Annotated in this window: 24 protein-coding genes; 8 read left to right on the top strand and 16 right to left on the bottom strand. The window is 42.5% G+C overall.

All coding sequences use genetic code 11. The features are described from left to right. Positions 1-30 precede the first annotated feature (30 nt). From F0232_RS05435 to F0232_RS05420, 4 genes are all read left to right on the top strand, one after another. Entirely contained in the window at positions 31-1,401 is a 1,371-nt protein-coding gene (locus F0232_RS05435) for a sodium:alanine symporter family protein (RefSeq protein ID WP_061034341.1), read from the top strand. Between the two features lie 326 nt (positions 1,402-1,727). Further along, positions 1,728-2,528, top strand: a complete 801-nt coding sequence (locus F0232_RS05430; protein WP_061032644.1) for a winged helix-turn-helix domain-containing protein — start codon at positions 1,728-1,730, stop codon at positions 2,526-2,528. Continuing rightward, positions 2,525-2,986: a hypothetical protein gene (locus F0232_RS05425; protein WP_061032645.1), complete on the top strand. Its 462-nt coding sequence runs from the start codon at positions 2,525-2,527 to the stop codon at positions 2,984-2,986. The genes F0232_RS05430 and F0232_RS05425 overlap by 4 nt, the downstream gene beginning before the upstream one ends. A 672-nt stretch (positions 2,987-3,658) precedes the next feature. Next, positions 3,659-5,140, top strand: coding sequence for an aerolysin family beta-barrel pore-forming toxin (locus F0232_RS05420; protein WP_061032646.1), 1,482 nt, complete (start codon positions 3,659-3,661; stop codon positions 5,138-5,140). 116 nt (positions 5,141-5,256) lie between these two features. Here F0232_RS05420 and F0232_RS05415 read toward each other — a convergent pair whose 3' ends face one another. Further along, positions 5,257-5,892 (bottom strand): LysE family translocator, encoded by a 636-nt coding sequence (locus F0232_RS05415; protein ID WP_061032647.1) that lies wholly within the window; start codon positions 5,890-5,892, stop codon positions 5,257-5,259. 298 nt (positions 5,893-6,190) lie between these two features. Here F0232_RS05415 and F0232_RS05410 point away from each other — a divergent pair, with 298 nt between their 5' ends. Then, a complete protein-coding gene (locus tag F0232_RS05410; protein ID WP_105057219.1) occupies positions 6,191-7,669 on the top strand; it encodes a carboxypeptidase M32 in 1,479 nt (492 codons plus the stop codon). 65 nt (positions 7,670-7,734) lie between these two features. Here the strand turns inward: F0232_RS05410 and F0232_RS05405 are convergent, their stop codons facing one another. The 3 genes from F0232_RS05405 to F0232_RS05395 form a co-directional block, all read right to left on the bottom strand. Beyond that, positions 7,735-10,824, bottom strand: coding sequence for an HD domain-containing phosphohydrolase (locus tag F0232_RS05405; RefSeq protein WP_081090335.1), 3,090 nt, complete (start codon positions 10,822-10,824; stop codon positions 7,735-7,737). Between the two features lie 369 nt (positions 10,825-11,193). Further along, positions 11,194-12,198 (bottom strand): metal-dependent hydrolase, encoded by a 1,005-nt coding sequence (locus F0232_RS05400; RefSeq protein WP_105057220.1) that lies wholly within the window; start codon positions 12,196-12,198, stop codon positions 11,194-11,196. A gap of 225 nt (positions 12,199-12,423) precedes the next feature. Beyond that, positions 12,424-13,233: a sulfite exporter TauE/SafE family protein gene (locus F0232_RS05395; protein ID WP_105057848.1), complete on the bottom strand. Its 810-nt coding sequence runs from the start codon at positions 13,231-13,233 to the stop codon at positions 12,424-12,426. Positions 13,234-13,552: 319 nt separating this feature from the next. Here F0232_RS05395 and F0232_RS05390 point away from each other — a divergent pair, with 319 nt between their 5' ends. Together F0232_RS05390 and F0232_RS05385 are read left to right on the top strand one after the other, a co-directional pair. Beyond that, on the top strand, positions 13,553-14,530 hold the full coding sequence (locus tag F0232_RS05390) for a DUF1852 domain-containing protein (RefSeq protein ID WP_061032659.1): 978 nt from the start codon (positions 13,553-13,555) through the stop codon (positions 14,528-14,530). Between the two features lie 69 nt (positions 14,531-14,599). Then, on the top strand, positions 14,600-15,628 hold the full coding sequence (locus F0232_RS05385; protein WP_105057221.1) for a methionine synthase: 1,029 nt from the start codon (positions 14,600-14,602) through the stop codon (positions 15,626-15,628). A gap of 117 nt (positions 15,629-15,745) precedes the next feature. On the opposite strand, the gene F0232_RS05380 is transcribed toward F0232_RS05385, so the two are convergent. After that, complete coding sequence (locus tag F0232_RS05380) at positions 15,746-16,183, bottom strand: MarR family winged helix-turn-helix transcriptional regulator (protein WP_061032661.1); 438 nt, start codon at positions 16,181-16,183, stop codon at positions 15,746-15,748. A gap of 84 nt (positions 16,184-16,267) precedes the next feature. Between F0232_RS05380 and F0232_RS05375 the strand changes: the two genes are divergently transcribed. Beyond that, entirely contained in the window at positions 16,268-16,714 is a 447-nt protein-coding gene (locus tag F0232_RS05375; RefSeq protein ID WP_105057222.1) for a hypothetical protein, read from the top strand. A gap of 44 nt (positions 16,715-16,758) precedes the next feature. Here F0232_RS05375 and F0232_RS05370 read toward each other — a convergent pair whose 3' ends face one another. The 11 genes from F0232_RS05370 to F0232_RS05320 form a co-directional block, all read right to left on the bottom strand. Continuing rightward, entirely contained in the window at positions 16,759-17,241 is a 483-nt protein-coding gene (locus tag F0232_RS05370) for a tetratricopeptide repeat protein (protein WP_061032663.1), read from the bottom strand. A 27-nt stretch (positions 17,242-17,268) separates the two neighbouring features. Further along, positions 17,269-17,820, bottom strand: a complete 552-nt coding sequence (cyaB, locus tag F0232_RS05365) for a class IV adenylate cyclase (protein ID WP_105057223.1) — start codon at positions 17,818-17,820, stop codon at positions 17,269-17,271. Between the two features lie 89 nt (positions 17,821-17,909). Then, on the bottom strand, positions 17,910-18,302 hold the full coding sequence (locus F0232_RS05360; RefSeq protein WP_105057224.1) for a hypothetical protein: 393 nt from the start codon (positions 18,300-18,302) through the stop codon (positions 17,910-17,912). A 65-nt stretch (positions 18,303-18,367) separates the two neighbouring features. Further along, positions 18,368-18,739, bottom strand: a complete 372-nt coding sequence (locus F0232_RS05355) for a RidA family protein (protein WP_105057225.1) — start codon at positions 18,737-18,739, stop codon at positions 18,368-18,370. A 10-nt stretch (positions 18,740-18,749) separates the two neighbouring features. Beyond that, positions 18,750-19,181 carry an N-acetyltransferase gene (locus tag F0232_RS05350; RefSeq protein WP_105057226.1) on the bottom strand — a complete coding sequence of 144 codons (432 nt, stop codon included), beginning with the start codon at positions 19,179-19,181 and terminating at the stop codon, positions 18,750-18,752. Between the two features lie 61 nt (positions 19,182-19,242). Then, a complete protein-coding gene (locus F0232_RS05345; protein WP_253821937.1) occupies positions 19,243-19,917 on the bottom strand; it encodes a hypothetical protein in 675 nt (224 codons plus the stop codon). A gap of 113 nt (positions 19,918-20,030) precedes the next feature. Next, positions 20,031-20,486: a hypothetical protein gene (locus F0232_RS05340; protein ID WP_105057227.1), complete on the bottom strand. Its 456-nt coding sequence runs from the start codon at positions 20,484-20,486 to the stop codon at positions 20,031-20,033. 195 nt (positions 20,487-20,681) lie between these two features. Then, positions 20,682-21,182: an opioid growth factor receptor-related protein gene (locus tag F0232_RS05335; RefSeq protein WP_105057228.1), complete on the bottom strand. Its 501-nt coding sequence runs from the start codon at positions 21,180-21,182 to the stop codon at positions 20,682-20,684. 104 nt (positions 21,183-21,286) lie between these two features. After that, entirely contained in the window at positions 21,287-22,123 is an 837-nt protein-coding gene (locus F0232_RS05330) for a DUF3626 domain-containing protein (RefSeq protein WP_105057229.1), read from the bottom strand. Positions 22,124-22,255: 132 nt separating this feature from the next. Further along, positions 22,256-23,131, bottom strand: a complete 876-nt coding sequence (locus F0232_RS05325; protein ID WP_105057230.1) for an MBL fold metallo-hydrolase — start codon at positions 23,129-23,131, stop codon at positions 22,256-22,258. Positions 23,132-23,181: 50 nt separating this feature from the next. Continuing rightward, on the bottom strand, positions 23,182-24,078 hold the full coding sequence (locus tag F0232_RS05320; protein WP_105057231.1) for a hypothetical protein: 897 nt from the start codon (positions 24,076-24,078) through the stop codon (positions 23,182-23,184). Positions 24,079-24,177: the final 99 nt, after the last annotated feature.

The raw sequence follows: 24,177 nt of genomic DNA, 5'->3' as shown, positions 1-24,177 counted from the left end.
TTAAATTTTTTAATTTATTAAGGGGAATCTATGAACCACCTACAAGCTACACTACAAACCATCAACCAATTCGTTTGGGGACCACCACTGCTTATTCTGCTAGTGGGTACAGGTATCTACTTTACTTTTCGCTTAGGCTTACTCCAGTTTAGACAGCTCCCAACCGCGCTAAAAATGGTATTCAGCAAAGACAAATCCGGTACGGGTGACGTATCAAGTTTTGCCGCTTTATGTACCGCGCTTTCAGCGACCATTGGTACTGGTAACATCGTTGGTGTAGCGACCGCAATCAAGATTGGTGGCCCTGGTGCCCTATTCTGGATGTGGCTTGCCGCTGTATTTGGCATGGCGACAAAATACGCAGAATGTCTACTTGCCGTTAAGTACCGCAGAACCGATAGCAATGGCGAAATGGTTGGCGGCCCTATGTACTACCTTCAATACGGTGTTGGCTCAAGAATTTTGGCGGTAATGTTCGCTGTCTTCGCACTCGGCGTTGCTTGCTTCGGTATCGGTACCTTCCCACAAGTTAACGCGATCTTGGACGCAACTGAAATCTCATTTGGCGCTCCACGTGAAATGTCGGCAATCGTTTTAACAATCTTGGTGGCAGTGGTAACGCTTGGTGGTATTCAATCTATCGCTAAGGTGGCAGGAAAAGTGGTTCCGACCATGGCGGTTATGTACATCGTTGCATGTTTGAGCGTTCTGGTTTCAAATGCAGACCAACTACTGAATGCCATTACCCTTGTTGTTACCTCTGCGTTTACCAACACAGCAGCAACAGGCGGTTTCTTTGGTGCGAGCATCATGCTTGCTATTCAATCGGGTATTGCTCGTGGTGTATTCTCTAATGAATCTGGTCTAGGTAGCGCACCCATGGCTGCGGCGGCTGCAAAAACAGATTCATGTGTGAAGCAAGGTCTTGTCTCTATGACAGGTACCTTCTTCGACACCATCATTATTTGTACGATGACAGGTTTGGCGCTTATCTTAACCGGTGCTTGGCAGACTGACCTTTCTGGTGCTGCAATGACCACTCATGCATTTGCTATTGGTCTGAATGCAGACACGCTCGGCCCTATGCTGGTTTCTGTTGGTCTAATCTTTTTTGCGTTTACTACGATTTTAGGTTGGAACTACTACGGCGAGCGCTGTGTTGTTTTCTTGCTAGGAACTAAAGCAGTCCTACCTTACAAGATTATCTTCATTGCGTTGGTGGCTTCTGGTGCATTCTTGAAGCTCGACATGATCTGGATAATGGCAGATATCGTGAACGGCCTGATGGCAATTCCAAACCTAATCGGCCTTATCTTGCTACGCCACGTCGTTATCGAAGAAACGAAGCTGTTTTTCAAACCATTATCTTCTTCTAGTGATTATAAAACTGTAAAAGCCTAATCGACATAAATTGCAAAATAAAAGCCAAAGCCCACAATCAAATGTGGGCTTTTTATTACCTAAGTAAATAAAAAATTTAATTAACTAAAAGATTACTTAAAACAATTACCCCAAATATTATAAGACCTTTTAAATAGCAACTCGCACTAATAAAACGAAAGCTTAATTAGTCATTACTTATATTTAATGATTGTTAAATATTATGTATTTTCAAGAAACCAAAAAAATTCAAGAAAAAGCAACATGTGGCTTTTATTCATATATAAGTCAGTTTATAGTCGCTAACATTGTTGAGATAATTATAATAAAAATAAAACGTTGGCTATATGATCAAATTTGACCCTATAACAAATCGTATTTATAACGACGATCGTTCCATTAAAATTGGATATCGAGAAACACGAGTCTTAGAGCTTCTTCTTAAACACGCGCCCGATATTGTGAGTAAGCAAGATATTATTAACTACGCTTGGGGTAACGAATTCATAGGGGATACTTCTCTCGCGAAAAGTATCAGCTTGCTGCGGCAAAAGTTCGTTAAGCTTGGGACTAAAGATTCACCAATAGTGACAGTTCCAAAGGTCGGTTACCGCCTCATAGACCATTGTGTTTGTATCGAATCTACTGTGGACGATACAAGCATTACTGCGCCTGAAGATACAACTCCGCCGTTGCCTTTACCTGACAGCGAAGTTAAGGCGACCTCAGGCGAAAAGCACAACGGAACCCAAGCACTGTCCGTCTATCGTAAAATTGCCTATTCAAAGAATCTTGTGTGCTATTTTACTGCTAGCGTGCTGCTAGCAGCATCAATCGCATTGGCATTCAGTAAATTTCACGACAAGAGTCTCCATGAAGTCAAACCTTCTGATCGTCTGACCGAGTATTGGATAGGTCAACTACAGATATATCAAGACCCTCAAATGACCCTAACCCCAGAGTTGAAAAGGATTCTTAACAAGTATCAATGTGACTGTATTGCTTACATCAGCGAAGAACCTGGCTATTCTGAACTTGCGATACTCAATAAAGTGACTCGTAAATCAGTGAATATTTTTTACAACCCATCACAACTGGACAAAGCCAGTAAAGAGATTGAGCTATTCCTAGAAAAGGGGTCATTATGATGCCATTTATTGCCGTCTTCTCCGCACTAATCTTGTTTGCAAGCGTATGGAGTATTCCTGATTCTCACAAACTTGAAGATCACAGTTACCAACATAGTATGATCGATTTACTCGCTGAAGATAACGTATTGCGAAGCGATGGGTTCACTAAAATTAGGGACAACAAAGTACTGCATATCGTCTCCATTCAAGACGACAAAATACCAAACCCTATCGTTCTTCGCTTCCAGGGAAATGTGGGATACTCTAAGTCATTCAGTTTTGCGATTGCTGGCACGATAGACTTACTGTCTGTACAAAAGATAAATGAGGCAATGAATGACAACTTGTTATCGCCATACCTTTTGTTGAACAATGATCCACTAACGTTGAATATTGATATTTTAAGCACCAATGAAGCATTTGCCATTATTCGGAGTTGCAATACAGGACGTACCCAGCTTTTAGCCAAACGCTGACTTCTACGGTTAACCCATAGTAAATTCTCTTCAAACCATATTTTATTAAAATGGATTTCGACTCAGTTCGAAATCCTCCCCTCTTCTATCCCTTATTTATCTAACTTTCCATCCTTAAAACTAACACGTCTCATAATTGAAAAAGTCTCTATATTAAGCTTTATCGATTAGACATACATCGTCACTTCATAATACGATCTCACAAAATAATTGAAGTAAGATCTCATTATTAGTCCCAATTGAATACCCATAGAAACGACTTAATATTATTTCCAAATGATATGTTTGAGAATAATTATCGGTCAATAACGCCCATCGTTCATTTTCATCACCCATGCCGATCCATCATTCACAACGACGCTTATTATTTGGTAATCCATGGTAAATCACGGAAACATCTTTAACGTCAAAACCACATTAACGTACATCGAATCCTAAAAAAGTTTCATTTTTCTAAATTCATTATGAAGTGCGCCGAGGAAATCTCTCTTCGTTGCATCAAAATTTCATCAAATATTAATAGAATTATTACAAGGCATTGATTTATAAGAATAAATTCATTCAATCATTTTCAGTATCGTTATTTTTATCATTATGGAAAAGTGAAATGGTCCTGTGTAAGCAAGGCAAAACAGAATTACCAATATAAAAAAGAAAATGAGGGGATTATTAGTGATCAGTAAAAATAAAAGTATCTTGGCAGCGGCAGTGTTGTCTGTACTATCGACCGGAGTAAACGCGAAAATATACCCAGATCAAATCGTGCGTGACAATTTAGGCGATGATGTTTGTCGCTCAGGTTATCGCCCGTTAGACCGCTTTGAAGCAGAAGAGCATAAAAACTCACTACTACCGCGCATGGGCACTTGGGATATTGTTGGCCTTAAAGACAACTGGGTAATTATGGGGCCGGGTTATTACGGGCTAATCAAACAAGATACGCCAAACGATAAAACCTTCTGCTACCCGAATGACTACCAATCAGAAATTCCAAACTACCCAGCTAAATCGGTGCCAGAAGGCGATGAAATTGATGTTGAGTATGGCCTAGTCACTGATCGCCAAGACTTTATACGTCCTCTAAGTTACTTGGCTCATTTCCTCGGGTACGCTTGGGTTGGCGGCAATAACAGCCCTTATGTCGGCGAAGATATGGTCATAGATCGTTCCGGCGATCGTTGGGTAATTCAAGGAAACAACAACGGCTCTTGTAGTGGGTATCACTGTGGTAATAAAACACAAATCATCGTTGATAATTTTACCTACACTGTTAACGATGACAACTTCTCGCACGGTGAGGTGACAGAGTCAGATCGCGAACTCATAAAAACAGTTCACGCAACCGCTAGAAACTATAGTGATATTGCACAGCAAGTTGTCGTTGACTTAAAAGTAGATGAGTCTACAAACTGGTCAAAAACAAACAGCTACGGTTTTTCTGAAAGCGTTTCTACTGAGAATACGTTCAAATGGCCTTTAGTTGGTGATACCAAGCTCACCATCAAATTTGAAGCGAATCAAAGCTTCGCAAAAACGAATGGCGGCTCTTCAAGTGAGACGGTAACGCTTCAAGCTCGTCCGATGGTTCCTGCTCACTCTGAGATCCCAATTAAAGTCGAGCTGTACCGTTCAACTATCTCGTACCCATACCAATTTAACGCCGATATTGCTTACGACGTTGAATTCTATGGTTTCCTTCGCTGGAGTGGCAACGCATGGCATACGCACCCGGACAACCGCCCTACTATCGGACATACGTTCACTATGGGTCGTACGAGCGATCACTCCGCTGACATTCGTTACCAGTGGGACCACCGCTACATTCCTGGCGAATCAAAATGGTGGGACTGGGGCTGGGCAATTAAAGAAGCAGGCTTATCTAACATGCAATACGCAACAGGCGGAAGCTTACGTCCCTTCCACTCTTACGTATCGGGTGATTTTTACGCAGAATCTCAATACGCTGGTACAATCGAAATTGGCCAAGCTAAACCGCTGAATGCAGGTGGTCTACGTTCTGAAAGCAGTATTGACGGCGAAAACCAAATAACTGAACAGCTTGGTAACATTGATGTAACGACCAACTTTGATGCTCAAGAACTGAGCGACCTAGGCTTTGAAGGGGCTGAGTTCAACGTTCGTCTAGCTGACTAATATAGTGTAGATACACGATAACAGAACGCTTACCCCGTAATACGATAAAGCCCACGCTAATTTGGTCACAATAACCTAGCGTGGGCTTTAATACGTTCATCACGAACCAGAAATACCTAAACCGGCTTTTCCATGAGAAGCTTAATGCCCAGCCCCACCAGCACTATGCCAGTCACACCTTCCATCCACTTCATAAAGCTCGCATTCTTTAGCAAATTTTTAGCCGAGTTAAGTGCACCAGCCAAGCCACATTGCCACAGCATAGCAATCATGAAGTGTACCGAAGCCATCAACATAGATTGTAATAACGGCGAACCTTCAGGGTTTACGAACTGAGGCAAAAAAGCCAAATAGAAAACCGCTGTTTTCGGGTTAAGCACATTAGATAAGAAACCTTCACGCATAGAACGTTTTGCGCTGTAGGCTTGATGAGTTTGCTCGCCAACCTTCAGCCCGCCACCATTTTTCATTAAGGCGCGTAAACTGCTTAAACCAAGCCAAATCAGGTAAACCGCACCCACCATTTTAACGGCTTGAAAGAGTTCAGCGGATTGAGCAAGAATCGCAGAGATACCCACTGCAGAGAAAAAGGCGTGCACATAAAGACCGCTACAGATACCAAAGCTGGTCATCACACCGTCAGATAAGCCAGAGCGACTGGTATTGCGAATCACCAATGCTGTATCCAAGCCAGGCGTTAACGTTAAAATAGTGATGGCAATCAGAAATGCCTCAAAGTTCAAAATATCCATATCATTATCATCTTTGTTTAGCGATCTATCATCAATACCGCTTATCTGCACATTTCGCAAGCAACAATTACCACCAGCTATACAAGTCACTGATTTTGTGCACAATGGTACAGTTTAATTTGTTAAGAAATAGTAAATTCAAGGCATCGTACCGCCTCACGCTTTTCTCGCTATATCTTCGACTACGAAGGTCAGCGCCATTAAAAAGCAGAGCCATAATCAAAGTACATGAGAGATGAAACTTAACGCTGACGCGGCCCTAAGGATCATTTAAAGAAACCAAATTAAGAGTAGTCAAATGAGCGCATTCAAAAAACTAGTCGAACACTCTCAAAAATGTTCACGCTTTCAACACCTAGCCTCTATCTGTGGCTGGGACCAAGCTTCAATGATGCCTGCTGGTGGTAACCAAGCGCGTAGCGAAGCGATGGCCGAGCTTTCGGTTCATGTTCACGGCCTAATGACTCAACCACAACTTGGCGATTGGATCGCAGACGCTGAAAACGAAGCGCTGAACAACGATCAACAATCATCACTTCGTGAAATAAAACGCCAATGGCAACAAGCTAACCTACTTCCAGAAAAACTGGTTCAAGCGAAGTCTCTAGCGGGCTCAAAGTGTGAACATGCGTGGCGTAGTCAACGTGGAAACAACGACTGGGTTGGCTTCGAAAAAAACTGGCGTGAAGTGGTTGAGCTATCTCGAGAAGAGGCTCAAATTCGTGCTGATGCAGCCAACCTAACACCTTACGATGCAATGCTGGATATCTACGAACCAGGTACTAACTCTGCTTCACTGGACATCTTATTTGCAGATGTTAAAACATGGCTACCAAGCCTGATTGACGAAGTGATCGAAAAGCAATCGAGCGAGCAATTTAACGCTCCAAACGGTTTTTATGCTGCAGAAAAACAAAAAGCGCTTGGTTTAGAAGTCATGAAGTTACTTCAGTTTGACTTTGAACACGGCCGATTAGATGAAAGTGTTCACCCTTTCTGTGGTGGTGTTCCTACCGACGTGCGCATCACAACCAGATATGACGAAGCTGAATTCGTTCAAAGCTTAATGGGCATCGTCCACGAAACAGGTCACGCACGTTATGAACAAGGCTTACCTAAACACCTAGCAGGCCAACCTGCTGGTCAAGCTCGCTCCATGGGTATTCATGAATCTCAATCGTTATTCTTTGAGATGCAAGTTGGCCGCAGCGACCCGTTCATTGGGCACTTAGCGAACCTAGCTGGTCAGCAATTCTCAGGCTCAGAGTTTGAGAAAGAAAACTTCCAGAAGATCTACACTCGCGTGAAGAAAGACTTCATCCGTGTTGATGCCGATGAACTGACCTACCCTGCACACGTTATCTTACGTTACGAGATCGAACGTGACCTGATAAACGGCAAAATCAAACATACTGATGTTCCTGAACTTTGGAACACTAAAATGCAGTCTTACCTTGGTTTAAGCACTCAAGGCAACTTCACTAACGGTTGTATGCAAGACATCCACTGGACAGACGGCGCATTTGGTTACTTCCCATCTTACACATTAGGTGCGATGTACGCGGCTCAGTTCATGGCTTCAATGAAGAAAACGGTTGATGTGAACTCTGTGATTGAAAGCGGTGACCTATCCCCTATCTTCACTTGGTTAGAGTCGAACATCTGGAGCAAAGGCAGCCTACTAAGCACTGATGATTTGGTGAAAGGCGCAACAGGCGAAACTTTGAATGCGCAATACTTCAAAGATCACTTGAGAAGTCGTTATTTGAAAGGTTAAGCATAGCGACCAGTAGACGTTAGAACGATGTTCTACTGGCTCGTTTCTGGACAAATCTTTTGGGATTATGAAAGCTTGTCTACATACCCCTCGATATCAACATCATCAATTAGTACGTCTGGTAAGTAGCGCTTAGCATAACTTAGATAAGCTCCGCTAGTGAGCAATAATTTAAACACGTCTTTATCAATGTGCCCGCCTAACGCCATTTTCGACATGATGTGGATAGCCTCACTTAGCGATTTGGCTTTCTTATAAGGTCGGTCGGCAGCGGTTAGCGCCTCAAAAATATCAGCTACTGCAAGAATACGTTCAGGAATCGACAACTCTTCCCCAGTCAAGCCTCTCGGATAACCAAAGCCTTCCATCGCCTCATGGTGAGTCGTCGCATAACGAGGAACGCGCTCAAGCTCTGGCGGGAATGGGATGCTCTCCAACATTTTGATTCCACTTATCATGTGTTCATTAATCTTAAAGCGTTCTTCTGTCGATAATGTTCCACGCTGTACAGCTAAGTTATATAACTCACCGTGGTTATAGAGAATATCGGGCACCTTCATATTGATGCCAAACTCAGGGTCGATATAAAACGGCTGTTCACGTTCAATCACATGTTCAGGGCGATCGGTCAGTAATTTCTCTACTGCCGGTGTCGCTTTAGACTGATAACGCGCTTCCTCTAATGGAGATAAACCCAATCCGCGATCGAAGTATCGCACCCACTCTTTCTCAGCCAGTTCATGCAGACGCGCAATATCTTGATCAGACATGAATTCTGCCCCTACGTTAGCGGTGGCAATAAACTTAAACTCTTCGGTGAGTACCGCAAACTCTTGTTGTAATACTTGTTCTGGCTGCCCATCAATGCCCAATTCTTGCAATTTTTTGAGCAAGTATTGGATTTGTACATCTCGCCAAAGCACCTCAAAGCGCATACGAACTTCGTGGATTCGGTTATAGTTGGTTTCTAGTTTACTGCCTTTATCGACCACAAACTCTGGCGTCGCAATTTTGCCACAATCATGCAGCCAAGCCGCGATACGAAACTCACGTCGTTCTTCGTCATTTTCAAAAGCAAATCCTCTAAACGAACCTTGCTCGGATTTCTCGGCGGCTTCCGACAACATCAGAGCGATCTCTGGCACACGGTTACAATGGCCCGCTGTATAGTGAGATTTTTCATCGATCGCGCGCGCGATAAGTTGAATCACAGACTCAAAAAACTCATTTTGACGCTGCTCAAATTGCTGTAGCGAATGACTACCTCTCATCAGAGATAGACCAAGCTGATGAATTTCTTCAATACGGGAATGAATACGCTGCACTTTTTCGTACTCACGATCTTTAACAAACCTGACCTGTTTTCTTAATGCATTAATTGGCTCCGAGATAGGCTTTGCCATTACCCACGCAATTGGAATTAAAAGAGTAAGCACAAGGAATGATGCACCGACTGAGTAAACTACCGTTTCATTTACGCCTGCCATTAAGTAGGCTTTAGGGATCACAACAGCAAAATAACGTCCCTCTTTATGTGTCAATTTAGCAACATAGACATATTTCTCTACACCATGGACTGGTACCAAGCGCACTGAGTTAACAAATGCTGGCTCTCTTGCGAATTCAAGAAGTTCCTCGTATGGCACAAAAGTATAGGTCGATTGAGCTGTACTACCCTTAAACCATTTTTCACGCAGATATTTTCTCTGCTCTGGCGTAATAGCGCTGACCGCAAGATTAATAATCTCAACTAAAGCTCTTTGATCTTCATTAACTAAATAATAAAAGGCGTTCGGAATGTTGGGCCCTTTAATCAAATTAATTACCAAATTTTGGCGGAACGTTTCGCGTATCTTGTTTCTCAAAATTTGTCGAATATCGAGCACAGCAACAATATCGTCATTCAATACACCATCAATCGCATCGTGCAACGAAGCGTAATTAATGATGCTCATTTGCGGGTAAGCTTCTTTCAAATCATCTTGAATGCTCCACCCTTTAAGCAAACCAATTCGACTTTGCTTTACTTGCTCTAGGGTATTGATGTGTTGATTTGCCTTTTTAGTCAGAAAAGCAAACTTAGCGTGATATAGAGGTTTACCAACCACACCAATACTAGAAAGATCGTCTTGAGCGGCAATGGAGTGAAGAATGTCAATATTGCCGCGACCAAAGTCTTTCACTAACTCATCCCAGCTACGGCCATTCACAAACTTAAATTTTAAGCCTGTCATTTCCGATACCATCTTGAATAAATCTATTGCGAATCCATTTGGACGCCCACCCACGGCAAAGTCGACCGGGCCCCAGTTATTTTGGTTTGACACTGTTAGTTCCGGAGCTTGCTCAACTAACATTCGCTGCTCATCGGTCAAATTAACTGGTGAGACTAGCGGTAATCGCCCTTCAATATCCACCATCTTATTCGTTGCAATCAATTGCCCATTTTCTTGATAGATAAAGGCTTCAGCCTCTGAGGTCTTCTTATTCTTAACAAATCGATTAGTCAATTGCGCTTCTAAAGAGGAAAGAAGGATATCCACACCCACCACAGTTTTTGAACCCGGCACTTTGATCGAAAAAGTTTCACCTGAGACTTTTAGCGTATTAAACAAGTAAGGCGATGTGTTGTAAGTTTCATCATATTCAGCATTTTCAAACCAACTGCGCTGGGTGGGGATAAAATTACTGAACTCATTTGAAATATGTCGTGAAATAAAATTCTCATCGTAATAAATACTCACCTTACTACGTTCTCGATTTACTCCGCGGTGAACTATGAGCAACCACTTATCGCCGGGTTTTGCCTGCACACGTGAACGAATTTCCTTAGAAGAAAGATTAATCAGTTGGAAGAAATCGTTATTTTCTTTAGCCACAAAAATACTGTGGATGCTAGGTTCTCTCACTAGCAATTGAGACAAAGGGACAATGACACTCTCTTCCGGTGTATCCACGCCGATCAGAGATACCAATTGCGCGCCTCTCCGCGTTACGTTGTCAGCTAAATTTTGAAGACTAGATAAGTGGCTGGATACGCCAGTTGCAATAGTTTGATATTGAGTAAGGGTGTGTTGTAGCTCTGTTTTTTTCGCAAAATGGTATTGCAAGAGGATAGCAACACTGGCCGTCACGAGAGTGCAAAAGACAAACATCCCCCCTAACACTGTCCTTAACGATATACGCGTGTATTTTTTCTTCATTTTTATTGGAACAACTCAGTGCCTTAATATTTCAACTTACTACAGTATCGTTTAAGAATAACTTTGAAGCCAATGATAAGTATCCCCATTACATCAATAAAAGCTCCTTCGTAATGGGGCACCTATATCCTAACAACCTAGAAAATTGCCAACAATGGAAACAAGTCTTTCTGCTTCTATTAATTTGAGTATCGTGAATATTGATACTCAAGAACTAATTTTAGGTCGTATTAACTCTAAAATTATCAGTAGCTAAGTCATAAACGAATAAAAAGGCTGAGCAGATTATCTGACTCAGCCTTTTTACTTTTCAAAACTAGATCATTTATCGCCATTGAGCATACCGAAGAAGATCTGTCTCGACTCTGGCGTGTTGTCTCTGTGCGTTTCGTATTTTACATACGTATTTGCATCAACAGCTTTTGATAGTTTGATGCTCCATAGTGCTTTCATTTGATTAGGTACAATTGAATATCGGACATCGATAATGCGTAGAGCGTCTGTTGGATCCTGAGCAATATAACCATTCGAGAACCAACGGAAGCGTTCAATGTCTTTTGCTTGCTGTGAATTAGGATCGAGCCACGGGAAATCCTGACTCACATTCAGTTTCGCAATAGAGTCTCCAGGATAAGTTTTAACGGAGGTGCCGACTCGAACAGCATCTACGTAGTATCGAGATTCTGTTTCGTACACCACTTTCCACACTAAGATATTCGCAAAGCTCGGCTTGGCTTCTAACCGAATAGGAGTATGTTGGCGTTCTTGCGCTAATTGCCATCCTATCGCTTCTGCTCTATCCCTTTGTATCATGCCTAACGTCGGATAAATCAAAGCCCACAGAAACGCAATACGCGCTAACCAAGGGGCTCGCTTCCATGTCGCCAACACCAACAATATTAAGATAGGAATGGTATAGACAGGGTCGATAATCGAAATGGTATTCCAAGCATAACGTTCGTTGGTGAACGGCCAGAACAGTTGAGTGCCATAAGTGGTACAAGCATCTAACAGTGCATGAGTACCGTATCCCAATGCACAAAACAGCCAATTTTGTTTAAAAGAAAGCCCACATCTTTTTGCAATCAGATGATGTAGAACCAAGGCACAGATCAAACTGCCAATGGGAATAAAGAACAGTGAGTGGGTAAATTGTCGATGAAATTCCAAAGCCAATAAAGGGTCACTTTGAGACTTAATCAATGCATCTAAATCTGGTGCCAACCCGGAGAGCAAACCTAATACCCCAGCAACAACCAAATGTTGTTTTTTACTCGCCGATTGTGACAAAGAAGCGCCTAGCACGCCCTGCGTTAACGGATCCATAAATCACCCACTTTTAGCATTCCCTTGAACTGAACAAGTACATTTAGCTATAGCAGTGGATTGTCATAACCAAATGATTTTATCAATATACTCATGTACATAGCTGTATAAGCATAGACCGATAAACAAAAAAAGAGCAGTTATGAAAATGCCCTTTTCTCATTATTGGTGGTTGATCAATTTATTCGGTTTTGCTCTATATATTGATACTTGAACGATCTTCAATTAACGAGCCACCATACTTGCCGCGATAACAACCAACAGTACTGAGAAGATCTTCTTGATGGTTGGAAGGGGTAAATGGTTTGTTGCTTTTGCACCTAAAGGTGCGGTGAACCAAGACGTGCACACAATACCCAGCAGCGCAGGCAGATAAACAAAGCCAGCAAAACCGTCGGTTAGCGCAAAGTGGCTGCTGCCCGATGCGATGTAGCCGATTGAGCCAAATAGCGCGATCACAATGCCACACGCAGACGCACAACCGATCGCCTTTTTCATATCGACCGAAAAGAACGTTAATAGCGGGACCAGCAATGCACCGCCACCAATCCCTATCATTGCAGACAAGCCGCCAGTAATGGTCGTCAGAACCGTTAATACACCTTTATTCGGTAGCTTTCGTTCCTTAGGTGCGTCATTTTTGCTGCTTAAGAACATCTTGATCGCAATAAGAACCACGCTCACGGCAAACACAATACGAACAACTTTCTCGGGCAACAGAGCCGCCATAAAACCACTAATCAGTGCGCCCAGAGCAACACCAAGCATGATCCAAGGCGCAATATTCCAAGGCACATTTCCATTCTTATGGTGAGCTAGCGCAGAAGAAGTTGAAGTAAATAGAATCGAGGCCAGCGAAGTGGCAATTGCAGCAACAACAACTTGGTCGGACGGTAGAACGTCTAAATACAGTAAAATGCTGCTTAGCACCGGCACAATGATCAGCCCTCCGCCAATGCCTAACAAACCGGCTAGAAACCCAACACCACTGCCTAATAACGCACAGTAGAAAATCAACAACAGCAATTCACTCATTTCATCCATCTCTTAATTAAATTAATTGTCTTAAATAACACACAATTAATGTGGTTATATTTCCATCAAGATAATTAATATAACTGACACCAGCTTTGATTTTCAAACAGATAGATCATGAATATTCCTCATGTTGATTGTGAAGTATTACCATTGTTAATCCTCCCACCTTCCAAGTATAAAAATATTAAGCGATTAACTTAATGCGACATATTTAAAGAATATAGCCAGCACTCTTAATATGGTCACAAGCGAAAATAACGCACTGATATAAAAGACCGAGAGAAAGTCAGACAACGAATTGGGAAGTCAGAACAGTATGAATAACGAATTTAATTTTACGATTAAGAGCATCAGCCTCGACGAAAACTACACACCCGCAGACAGTACACGTATCACAACAAACTTTGCTAACTTGGCTCGCGGTGAAAGCCGCCAAGCGAACTTACGTAACGCTTTACAGATGATTGATAATAGCTTCAATGCCTTAGCTCATTGGGATAACCCTAAGGGCGACCGCTACTCTGTTGAGCTTGAAATCATTTCTGTTGATATGGACATTGAAAGCAACGGCGAAGCATTCCCTTCAATTGAAGTGCTAAAAACCAATATTCTGGACCACAAAACGAATGAGCGCATTGAAGGTATTATCGGGAATAACTTCTCTTCTTATGTTCGAGATTATGATTTCAGCGTATTACTTTTAGATCACAATAAAGGCCAAGATAAATTCAGTATTCCAGCCGATTTTGGTGATTTGCACGGCAAGCTGTTTAAATATTTCGTTAACTCTCAAGCGTACAAAGAGAACTTTAAGAAACCACCTGTTATTTGTTTGAGTGTTTCAGATAATAAAACCTATTACCGAACTGAAAATCAACACCCTGTATTAGGCTTTGAATACCAACCTAACGAGTCTTCTTTAACTGAACAATATTTCAAGAAGATGGGATTACAGGTTCGTTATTTCATGCCGCCAAATAGTGTTGCTCCTCTGGCTTTCTATTTCTTTGGTGATCTGCTGAACGATTACTCTAACCTAGAGCTTATAAGCACCATCAGTACCATGGGTACGTTCCAGAAAATCTACCGCCCTGAAATCTACAACGCGAATGCTGTTGCAGGTAACTGTTACCAACCAAACTTGAAAAACTTGGATCACTCACTGACTCAAATCGTGTATGACCGTGAAGAACGAAGCAAGCTAGCTGTTGAACAAGGTAAGTTCGCAGAAGAAAACTTCATTAAGCCATACCAGTCGGTACTAGAAAACTGGTCTGCCAACTACGCGCTGTAATCGTTCGATTTTACTCGCAATAGGAAACATACGCTCCACTTTTGGAATCTAAGGACAGGCAGAATTATTATGAAAACACTATTACCGACTTCAACAGCAGGCAGCTTGCCTAAGCCGTCTTGGCTAGCACAGCCAGAAACACTTTGGTCTCCATGGAAACTGGAAGGCGATGAACTCACAGACGGCAAACAAGATGCGCTGCGTGTGTCTCTGCATGAACAACAGCAAGCAGGCATCGATATCGTGAGTGATGGCGAACAAACCCGCCAACACTTTGTAACGACCTTCATTGAACACTTGAATGGTGTTGATTTTGAAAAGCGTGAAACCGTTAAGATCCGAGATCGTTATGATGCAAGTGTACCGACAGTGGTTGGCCCAGTTTCTCGTCAGAAATCCGTGTTTGTTGAAGATGCGAAATTCTTACGTCAGCAAACCGACCAACCGATCAAATGGGCTCTGCCGGGTCCTATGACCATGATAGATACACTTTACGATGCACATTACCAAAGCCGTGAAAAACTGGCGTGGGAATTTGCAAAGATCCTCAACGAAGAAGCCAAAGAATTAGAAGCTGCAGGCGTTGATATTATTCAGTTCGATGAGCCTGCATTTAACGTGTTCTTTGATGAAGTGAATGATTGGGGTATCGCTTGTTTAGAAAGGGCCATTGAAGGGCTTAAATGCGAAACCGCAGTACACATTTGCTATGGCTACGGAATCAAAGCAAACACAGATTGGAAGAAGACATTAGGCACTGAGTGGCGCCAATACGAAGAGGTATTTCCTAAGCTGCAGCAATCAAATATCGATATTATCTCTTTAGAGTGTCACAACTCTCATGTACCTCTTGAGCTGCTTGAACTAGTGCGAGGCAAGAAAGTCATGGTCGGTGCGATCGATGTTGCAACCGATTCGATTGAAACACCGGAAGAAGTAGCGAGCACTCTAAGAGAAACACTTAAGTATGTTGATGCAGACAAGCTCTACCCTTGCACCAACTGTGGCATGGCTCCCCTAACTCGCGAAATTGCCTCAGCGAAGCTCAATGCGCTAAGTGCTGGCGCAGAGATAGTTCGTAAAGAGCTTTCAGCGTAACGACTAATCTAAATAGAAAAGCTAAATCTTGAAGCCTAAGTATCGAATGGTGCTTAGGCTTCTGTATTCTTCTCAACTGTCACTCTCCATTTATCTAATCTCTTATCTATCAAACTCTTATCTATCTAAGAAGGTAGCCATCTTCTTCAGAGTAATTAGTGCCTTATCCAGCTCGTCTCTTTCAATGCCTTCTGCGCCACTTTCTGCCCATACTTCCTGTTTTTTATCTAATAGCGAATACGCTTCCTTGCCCTTTTCAGTCATGTTAACCAACTTTGCTTTTTTGTGATTCGGGTTATCAAGCCAAGTTAGCAGGCCATCTTTCACCATGATGTCGGTAACACGCTGTGTCGCTTGTCTGCTTTGCCCCATAATACGAGCAATTTGAGAAACCGTGACCAGCTCATCGGACTTTTCGATCGCCCCCATCACTTTCCATCTGGCACTGCTTAACCCGAATTCTTCGGTTAATTTGTCACCCTCAGCATTCAATAGACCACTGACCTTAAAGATCTCTAGTGCGATCTTTGTGAAAACTTCTCCATTCGTATCCATAACACTCACTTTGACAATATGCTGTCATTAAATTAGACTCAAACCAAATTGACAACATATTACCAAAATAAAGGCGCAAATGATATGAAACCAATAATTCACAGAATAGCGGCATTAACAGCAACACTGTGTGTCGCTACATTCTTTACCAGCACACTACTTGTAGAGCTGTTTGGTACTTTGGAATCAGTGAAACTAGTCAAATCGATGATCGTTTTTCCGGGCTTGTTTGTTCTTGTCCCTGCCATTGCTATCACTGGTGCGACCGGTGCATCTATGGCAAAACAACGTAAAGGGAAAATAGTTGAACGTAAAAGTAAACGCATGCCAATTATCGCGTTCAACGGGATCGTTATTTTGATTCCAGCCGCGTACTTTTTGAATCAATGGGCAAGTTTAGGAGAGTTCGACTCAGTGTTTTATGGTGTTCAGGTTTTAGAACTGATAGCTGGTGCGACCAATCTAACACTGATGTCTTTGAATATTATGGACGGCAGAAAGTTTCGTCCAAAGAAAGTAAAGCAAGGCTAAGCTCATCGATTTTAAGCAAACAGATGAGCTTTATTGTCAGCAGCTTACCAAGTTTTATCTAAATCTTGAGCGTATAAGGAGATCGCTCGTTGATACTCTTTGATCGCCTCACTATTGGTCGTAGAAACCAGCAACTCAAGCAACAGAGACGTCGCCTCTTTATGTCGACCTAAGTTGTACAAACACATTGCGTAGAACGGCTGAACTTCAAGGGAATCAGGATACTCAGACATAGTCTGTTCGAAATAGCTTAAAGCCTCAGTATACTGACCTAGGCTTCGGTAAGTACTTGCTAAGCCAAACAACGCATCAAAGCGCTCTACCGAAGAAAGCCTCCCTTGCAAAGACAAAACATAATGCTCAATCGCCTGCTGTTCTTGACCTTGGTTGTCGTAAGACCAAGCTATCTGCAAGTGCGCCTTTGCTGCATAGTTTTCATCAGTGAGTAGCGTTGCCAGTAAGTCACGCGACGCTTGGTACTTTTCTTCTTTTCGCAACTCGATGGCTTGTTTGATAATGGTGTCCATAACTCTCCTTGACGCTTAAGCGCTGTGCTATGCGTTCATTTCTTCGAACATCTGTTTGTAAGACTGAGTTTGCAGTGCCGATTCAGTCAACCCAAATTTATTGGCTAACAACTCAAGATCACTTTTATACACAGACAACTTAGATTCATCGTCCGTCATAATTGCAAATTCGGCAAAATCACCGATACCCGCAAGACAATCGACCGTGATATGGAATTCTCCAACAAAGTAGATACTGCGAGTTTTCTGCGCTTTAAGAATCACTTCGTATCCCAAGTTCTCTAGCATACTCTTAACATTCGACGCGTCGGTGATATTTGTCGCTTCACATCGGTCAGACTCTGGGCCTTTTACGATCCATAGCTTAATTCCTGAGGGCTCCATAGTGCGAATACACAAGCTTTTGTTCTGAGCCTGTAAGCTTCTATCAGGGCTATCGAAATACCAATCACATTCCTGATTGTCCTGCAGCATTACTTGATGAGGTATTCGGCTCAAAGTTTTCAAGAACTCAGACTTAGAACTAAGTCGATACTTCAGCTCAACCTCATATTTGCCTTTGAAATGGTCGTTGGTCATAAATTAGCTCGATGCAAAAAAGGCGATACTAGCACACGAACTAAATCTGAAATACAAACTGACGCACAACACAAACTAAAGCAATAGAACTATCTTCGACACGCTAACACACGGGTCCACTCTTCTTTGCTCATTGTGCCTTTCGGAAGGTAGATGTTACGTTTTTGCATCGCACCTTTCGTGTAGGAAAGCTTAATAACAGATCCAATGCCAAAAGGGAGAATACTTCCCTGTAACTTGATATCGCAAGCGTAGCCGTCGAAACGAACATAACCGTTGGAGATTTCGAATGAAATGTTGTGGAACTTCCACCAAAGCCCTACCGTTTTTATTGCTACAGCAACAGGGAATATCAACCCAATAGTCCGCAAGGTTTGATTATCCCCGCCGGATAACCAATACACCAGCACCATTAGAGCAGCTACGAATAACAACTCGAAAAATGCATACTTAATATAATTTAGCTTGATACGACTGTTCATAGATTTATCGCGACAATGAAGGTGATTAGAGGTGTGACCGTTACCGTTTATATTGATATGTCTACTTAGAGTGCTGCCGTTATTTCAATTTCAACCTTTAAATCAGAGTGAATCAATTTAGATACCTCGACTAGAGAACAAGCTGGAAGATACTCTCCATAAAAGTCGAACAATAATCCTCGAAGACTGCCAAGTTCAGACATATCACAGATAAAGATCGTCAGCTTAATAAGATCACTGACTGCTCGCTGTTCATGCTCTAGTATTTGCTTGATCTGACTAAGTATCTCGTTCGTCTGCTCACCAATTCCTTGATCCTGTGAACTTGTGCCGTAAGCAGTCAAACCAGAGACATAGAGTGTACCGTTGTGCTTTGTCGCGTGAACATAAGGCCCAGCAATTGATGGCAAGCCTTGATAATTTATACGTTCAACCATTTCGTTTCCTTTATAGTCCAGTTAATTGCAGCTCCATTTCAACAAGCCTCTTCACTTCAGAAATTTTTGTGAAACCTTTTGATTGGTAAAGCTTAATCGCAGGGTTCTCACTGAATACACGCAGCACTAACTGAATCGATGCCTGACTGTTCGCATGTGCAATCACTAAATCCAAACACTTAGATCCAAAACCTTTACCTTGGTATTCGGCTAATATCTGTAAATCTCGAAGGAACGTGGTGTCACTGGTATAACTAAAGCGGACAACACCAATGCGGATATCACCTACATGGACTTCATAGTTATCTAACTCGTCCCAACTGCGTAAAAACTGCTCATGACCCCAAACGATTCCACGCGCATCGTAGTAACTCGCCATATTCGTTTTAGTGATCGATTCAGCGAACTTAGGATCGGAACCTTTGACCAGCCTTAATTCCATATTGTGTCCTTTTTTCAAATCACATCTGAATACGGCATAGGAAAGTGCCACATAGTTTGAATCACTTTGAAGAACTAACCATTGATTTTAACGATCGCACCGCGTTTTGGTAACTCACTCGTGGGTTGTTTCCCCAATACGCCAAGGCGTAAACACCTAGTACCTGCGAAGTCCAAAGCAATGCCGATATCAGACAAGTACTATAAATATCGGGGAGCATAGCGATTGCCTTGTGATATTTTTCGTCTGGAATTGTCCCTTGCGCTCCCATGATGCTCAAGGTGACGTTAATTGGCGTATAACCTATCCAGAATAAAACCCATGAGCCAGCAGCAACAGGAGACAAAAACAGAAACGGCTTTAACCATCGGTGAGGAAATAAGAAATATAAAAGCATGGACACATACAATACACTAAGAAACAGACTCCAAGAGCGCACGTTAATATTGGCAATCCAATAACTTTCTTCAGCATACATAGACAAAACAACGGTTCCCAAAATACTTGCAAACATAAGTTTGCCGATATTAGTAGTCCTCTTTATCCGAAATAGGACATAACTTAGTATGGTCACAAAGACGGCAAACCACGCCATGATATCCCAGTCCATTAAGAAAAAGCGCGGAGCATAAGTGTTGTTAAGTATGATAACGCCCAGTAAAACTCCGGTAGATAAGTACGCAATGACTAACCGTACCATGAACCAACCTAGCTTTTTCATTACTTCATTATTCATCAGCACAGACCAACTTTAATTGAGAACGGAAAAAGGCAGAGTTCCCTAACGTAATTACCTTCTGCACATGCGTATCGAAAGTGCCAAATGTTGGATGTCATGAAAATTGTCCTTTATTCGTCAACGCCAAGATTGTCACCCAGCTTTTCTATAAACCAAGTCCCTTTGCACGGGCCATTGGTTAAGTGCCAACGACCATCAAATCTCTCGCCGCTGCCAGTTGCTGAGAATCGATAATCCCATTGGCGATGTTCAGCATATAAACGTAAGTCGCCACTTTCCGTCACCCAACCTTCTAATGCTGTTCCGTTGTAGGTAAGCCTCAAAGTGGCTTTACCTTCACGAATGTTTCCTGTGATGGTTGTTCGCTCACACATATTATTGCCAGTGGTGTTAACACGTCGACCTAGCCACTCACCGTCAAAGTCAGTAGATGGTACAAATTGAGGGCTATTCGGCAGTTTAGGAAATGACTCAGAATTACTGGACCCGAACCATTGAAGTTCGCGGCCAACGAGGAAGAAGACAACAAAGCCAATTGATACAGCGATGACAAATCCCTTTTTCATAATCTAGTCGCCTTCTTACTAAAACTAGAAGCACCCTAACATAATGAAAAATAATAAGTTAACCGAGATGATATCAACTTTGATGTATACCACAAATTGCATTCAAATGTTGAATATAGAGAAAGCGGCATCGCACGAAAATGCCACGCATTGGAAATCAATTATGTGCAGTACCGAAAGCTCTGGACAGAAAAACTAACCTTCCAAGGCATTCCGCCAATATTGCACCGTTTTATCAGAGACAGAACCCGTTTCATTGGCCGCTGCGATCAAGAAGTCACATAAGTTGGTTGCAACCTCTTCATTGCCTAACAAGTATAAACTGCGAATGGCTCGCGTTAGTCGAAGCTGGTTATGGTCGTGATTCTTCAACCATACATGGTTGGCAGCGCTAAGTGGCAACAATGACGATATCTCACTTCCATCTCGCTGCATTCCCCAAAACTCAAGCATCAGGTCAAGCACTTGTAGATGAGCAGTGCGAAGCTCTTCTGAGTTAGCAAAGATAGTCCTATCTTCTTGAGTAACCAACGGTGCATGTTGATTGAACTTGGTCCCTTCATCGATTGGGAAAAACACTTGAATATACTTATGGTCGTGCTCCAACCAGAAGTGATTGTAAGCTAACAACTGTTCAATATTACGACCAAATTTGTCTGGCACTTCTCCAGAGATAAAGCGAGCAATCTCACTCATTTAAAATCCTACCGACTATAGTTTTTGCTTGCGGGTTTCCGCTAAATACTGGAAGGTACGATTAACAACCTCCCAATTCAATCTACTCTTGCTATTCGAGAAGCTTATTCTGACTTATAACCAAACCGAGCCAAGTAATGCCAAACCTTCTTTACGTCTTGTTGGTCATAACCTTGCTCTGTCACGGCTAGCCCCAGTATTTTCGCATTGATCTTGCCGTTCACCGCTAACTTTTTTGCGAGTTCGATAAACGACTGGCCGCGATAATCTGGGTAGCGGCTCATCTCTTCTAGGCTTAACTCGTATCCATTGTGCCACTTTATCTGAACGCCCAATTTCACCGCGTGTTCTTCAATAATCGTCGAGCGGTAAATAGGGTCTAATACAAGGCATTCAATATCGCCTTTCAGAGAGATAACCCCATGAACATGCGCCTCGATATAATCATCAAGCAAATCGACATCCGATGACGATGCCTTATCAATCAGCGCTTTTACGCGATTAGAAACTGCGAAGTCTTCTGGCTCAAAGAAACTGTCTGGATAGCAGAACGTAGTTCGTTCCAAGGTCTCCGCTTTCAGTTGGAAATAACAAGATCCAAAACGAGGTGACGCACCTGTTTCGTAATTTCGGTAGTTCAGTGCACCATACTTCGGCCTAAGCGTGTTCGGAGCATCATCATACGCGCCGTCGAACACGCGCTTTTCCCAATGCCAACGATCACCACCGGGATAAGCCGTCATACCACCATTACTGGTGCCAGTTTCAAATTGAGACTTCAAACAACCATCTTCAGCAATCGCCTCAAGTAGAGGTTTATTATCTGATGTAAAGCGATCTGGGTGAAAATTGATCGCCACCGAGCAACTCGTTAAACAATCCGTACCTTGTGATTTCAATCGGATGTTTTCGATTGCTTGCTCTACTGCGTTGTCAGCCATGAAATCTCCTATTTTCGAGAAAGAATACTGCGCCGACTAAACAAATGGTACGACACAGACAATAAACTTAACCTATTAAGATATGAACACAAAGTTCAACTTAGACAAGATATTCAGACAGCGGCAAATGACCTACTGCGCCTCTGGGGATGAAGCTTCCGCGCTAACCCGAAATTCCGCTTGGCTAAGCTTCTCTTTCGCTAAAGCCTCTTGCTGCTCTATGAAGCTAAAGAAGTTGCTCTCGCTAATGAACGGGTTATTCGAATCATCGACATTTCGTTTCTCACGATTAGCGAATAAATGATTCTTATGTGGATGGTTAGACAAATTCACACTCACTACAGGCGGCTGCCAAGCGATCTCTCGGACTCTGTCCATGCTCTCGAAGAACTGCTTCGCTAGCTTTGGATCTCGTGCATTTATACTGTGTCCGCCAACAACAAATGCGCGATACGATATACCCTTGTCCTTCACCATAAGATCTATTGAATAGTCCCCTTCCGTGTGGCCGGGTGTAAGGTAAAACTTAAACTCGTCTTCACCAACGCTAAGGCTGCTACTGTCTTGCACAAATAACTCTACTTGGGGAGGCAAAAAGGTATTCTTACCGCTGCTTTTATTGGCTTGAGCAATGGCTAATTCGTAGCCCTTCTGCGTCATCACAACTTTTGAGCCATATTCAGACTGAAGATATTGCGCTCCACCAGCATGATCAGAATGGCCGTGAGTGACCAAAATATGCGTGATTGCCTTATCTTGTAATCCAAGCTTTTCTAGATTAATTGGTATCCATAGCGAATAAGGGAAATCGAGTGTATCAATCAGAACTAATCCCTTTGAAGTCTCTACCGCATAAGACGACACCCACCTATCACCAACGTAATAAACATTATCTAACATTTGGAAAGGTTCAACATAGCCATTTTTAATCGACATTTCCGGAACGTTTTCAGATGGTATTACACTCGTCGAAACCAGTAAAACTAAGCCAATAAATAGCTTTTTCATGTCCCCTCCTAGATTGCTGACGTTGCATAATTTTAGCTGCAACACCTTAATTAAATTAACCTTTCTAATAAACGACACTGATACTCTGCGACACATTTTAGCTCTGCTGCTTGTTCAGGGAATCTTACGCGAAGAAAACACAATGCATCCGCTAGGGTTATCTGGTGCAGATTCGACGTATACTTAAAAACTAATCGGTGGACATTGTTATAGAACTCATCTGAATTATCTGAGCTTTGACACTGCGCTAAGATAGCTTGATCAATCTCATCGTCTGGATCTTCTAATGGGCTATTGGCCTGTCGATAGAGATTAAAAAGCATTGCGTCATATTGCTCCTTCGACAGCTCTTCCTTGCAACGCAATATCCACGTAAGCGTAATGAGGTTGTGCCCAAAGAAACCAAACTGTTTTAAGCATGCTAGTACTACGCTCTTCAGCTCTACGACTTCACTTGTATCAATGCTTTGGTCGCCATCAGAACGGGTCGATGTGACAAATTCAGTGAAGCGGTTAAGGAACGCTGGAATCTGAGACGGCTCTAACTCACGGTAAACACGATTAAGCGCCAATAAGATAGTCACATTGTGGGAAAGATATTCACTTATTTGAGAAGCCTGCGAAACGTAATGCGAGAAGATATCTTGAAAGCCCTTATTCTCATGCCACTGCATTAAAGCAACATACGCCGCTGGGTATACCCCACTTTCCAATATCCTATGAATACGAAAATCCGTAAACTTTGGCGCTAGCACCGTTGCAGAATACTCGCCTAAAACCTCAATCTCGGTTTGGTTTATTAGCTCACTCGTTTTAAGCCAGACATTGTCTGATTTCGCGAAATACCCATTTAGATAATTCGCAGACAAATAAGCTTTTAGAGAATGAGGTTGATGGATGCTAGCACTGCTATAAAGTGCCTTTTCCAATAGTTGGTCGCTTGTCATGTTTCCTCCATGAAACTGACGTCCGGTGGGAGAATCAATACTGCTCCACACCGAACGTCCACATACACATCATATGCTTATCGTAATGTACGGAAAAAT

The sequence above is a fragment of the Vibrio sp. T3Y01 genome, from assembly GCF_013114525.1.
GTDB classification, from domain to species: domain Bacteria; phylum Pseudomonadota; class Gammaproteobacteria; order Enterobacterales; family Vibrionaceae; genus Vibrio; species Vibrio chagasii_B.
This window is presented reverse-complemented; position numbering and strand designations above follow the sequence as displayed.

Excerpts from the sequence above, each read along its gene's own strand:
- F0232_RS05435 (WP_061034341.1), top strand. The coding sequence starts at position 31 with ATGAACCACCTACAAGCTACACTACAAACCATCAACCAATTCGTTTGG.
- F0232_RS05430 (WP_061032644.1), top strand. The coding sequence starts at position 1,728 with ATGATCAAATTTGACCCTATAACAAATCGTATTTATAACGACGATCGT.
- F0232_RS05425 (WP_061032645.1), top strand. The coding sequence starts at position 2,525 with ATGATGCCATTTATTGCCGTCTTCTCCGCACTAATCTTGTTTGCAAGC.
- F0232_RS05415 (WP_061032647.1), bottom strand. The coding sequence starts at position 5,892 with ATGGATATTTTGAACTTTGAGGCATTTCTGATTGCCATCACTATTTTA.
- F0232_RS05410 (WP_105057219.1), top strand. The coding sequence starts at position 6,191 with ATGAGCGCATTCAAAAAACTAGTCGAACACTCTCAAAAATGTTCACGC.
- F0232_RS05405 (WP_081090335.1), bottom strand. The coding sequence starts at position 10,824 with ATGTTTGTCTTTTGCACTCTCGTGACGGCCAGTGTTGCTATCCTCTTG.
- F0232_RS05400 (WP_105057220.1), bottom strand. The coding sequence starts at position 12,198 with ATGGATCCGTTAACGCAGGGCGTGCTAGGCGCTTCTTTGTCACAATCG.
- F0232_RS05395 (WP_105057848.1), bottom strand. The coding sequence starts at position 13,233 with ATGAGTGAATTGCTGTTGTTGATTTTCTACTGTGCGTTATTAGGCAGT.
- F0232_RS05390 (WP_061032659.1), top strand. The coding sequence starts at position 13,553 with ATGAATAACGAATTTAATTTTACGATTAAGAGCATCAGCCTCGACGAA.
- F0232_RS05385 (WP_105057221.1), top strand. The coding sequence starts at position 14,600 with ATGAAAACACTATTACCGACTTCAACAGCAGGCAGCTTGCCTAAGCCG.
- F0232_RS05380 (WP_061032661.1), bottom strand. The coding sequence starts at position 16,183 with ATGGATACGAATGGAGAAGTTTTCACAAAGATCGCACTAGAGATCTTT.
- F0232_RS05375 (WP_105057222.1), top strand. The coding sequence starts at position 16,268 with ATGAAACCAATAATTCACAGAATAGCGGCATTAACAGCAACACTGTGT.
- F0232_RS05370 (WP_061032663.1), bottom strand. The coding sequence starts at position 17,241 with ATGGACACCATTATCAAACAAGCCATCGAGTTGCGAAAAGAAGAAAAG.
- cyaB (WP_105057223.1), bottom strand. The coding sequence starts at position 17,820 with ATGACCAACGACCATTTCAAAGGCAAATATGAGGTTGAGCTGAAGTAT.
- F0232_RS05360 (WP_105057224.1), bottom strand. The coding sequence starts at position 18,302 with ATGAACAGTCGTATCAAGCTAAATTATATTAAGTATGCATTTTTCGAG.
- F0232_RS05355 (WP_105057225.1), bottom strand. The coding sequence starts at position 18,739 with ATGGTTGAACGTATAAATTATCAAGGCTTGCCATCAATTGCTGGGCCT.
- F0232_RS05350 (WP_105057226.1), bottom strand. The coding sequence starts at position 19,181 with ATGGAATTAAGGCTGGTCAAAGGTTCCGATCCTAAGTTCGCTGAATCG.
- F0232_RS05345 (WP_253821937.1), bottom strand. The coding sequence starts at position 19,917 with ATGAATAATGAAGTAATGAAAAAGCTAGGTTGGTTCATGGTACGGTTA.
- F0232_RS05340 (WP_105057227.1), bottom strand. The coding sequence starts at position 20,486 with ATGAAAAAGGGATTTGTCATCGCTGTATCAATTGGCTTTGTTGTCTTC.
- F0232_RS05335 (WP_105057228.1), bottom strand. The coding sequence starts at position 21,182 with ATGAGTGAGATTGCTCGCTTTATCTCTGGAGAAGTGCCAGACAAATTT.
- F0232_RS05330 (WP_105057229.1), bottom strand. The coding sequence starts at position 22,123 with ATGGCTGACAACGCAGTAGAGCAAGCAATCGAAAACATCCGATTGAAA.
- F0232_RS05325 (WP_105057230.1), bottom strand. The coding sequence starts at position 23,131 with ATGAAAAAGCTATTTATTGGCTTAGTTTTACTGGTTTCGACGAGTGTA.
- F0232_RS05320 (WP_105057231.1), bottom strand. The coding sequence starts at position 24,078 with ATGACAAGCGACCAACTATTGGAAAAGGCACTTTATAGCAGTGCTAGC.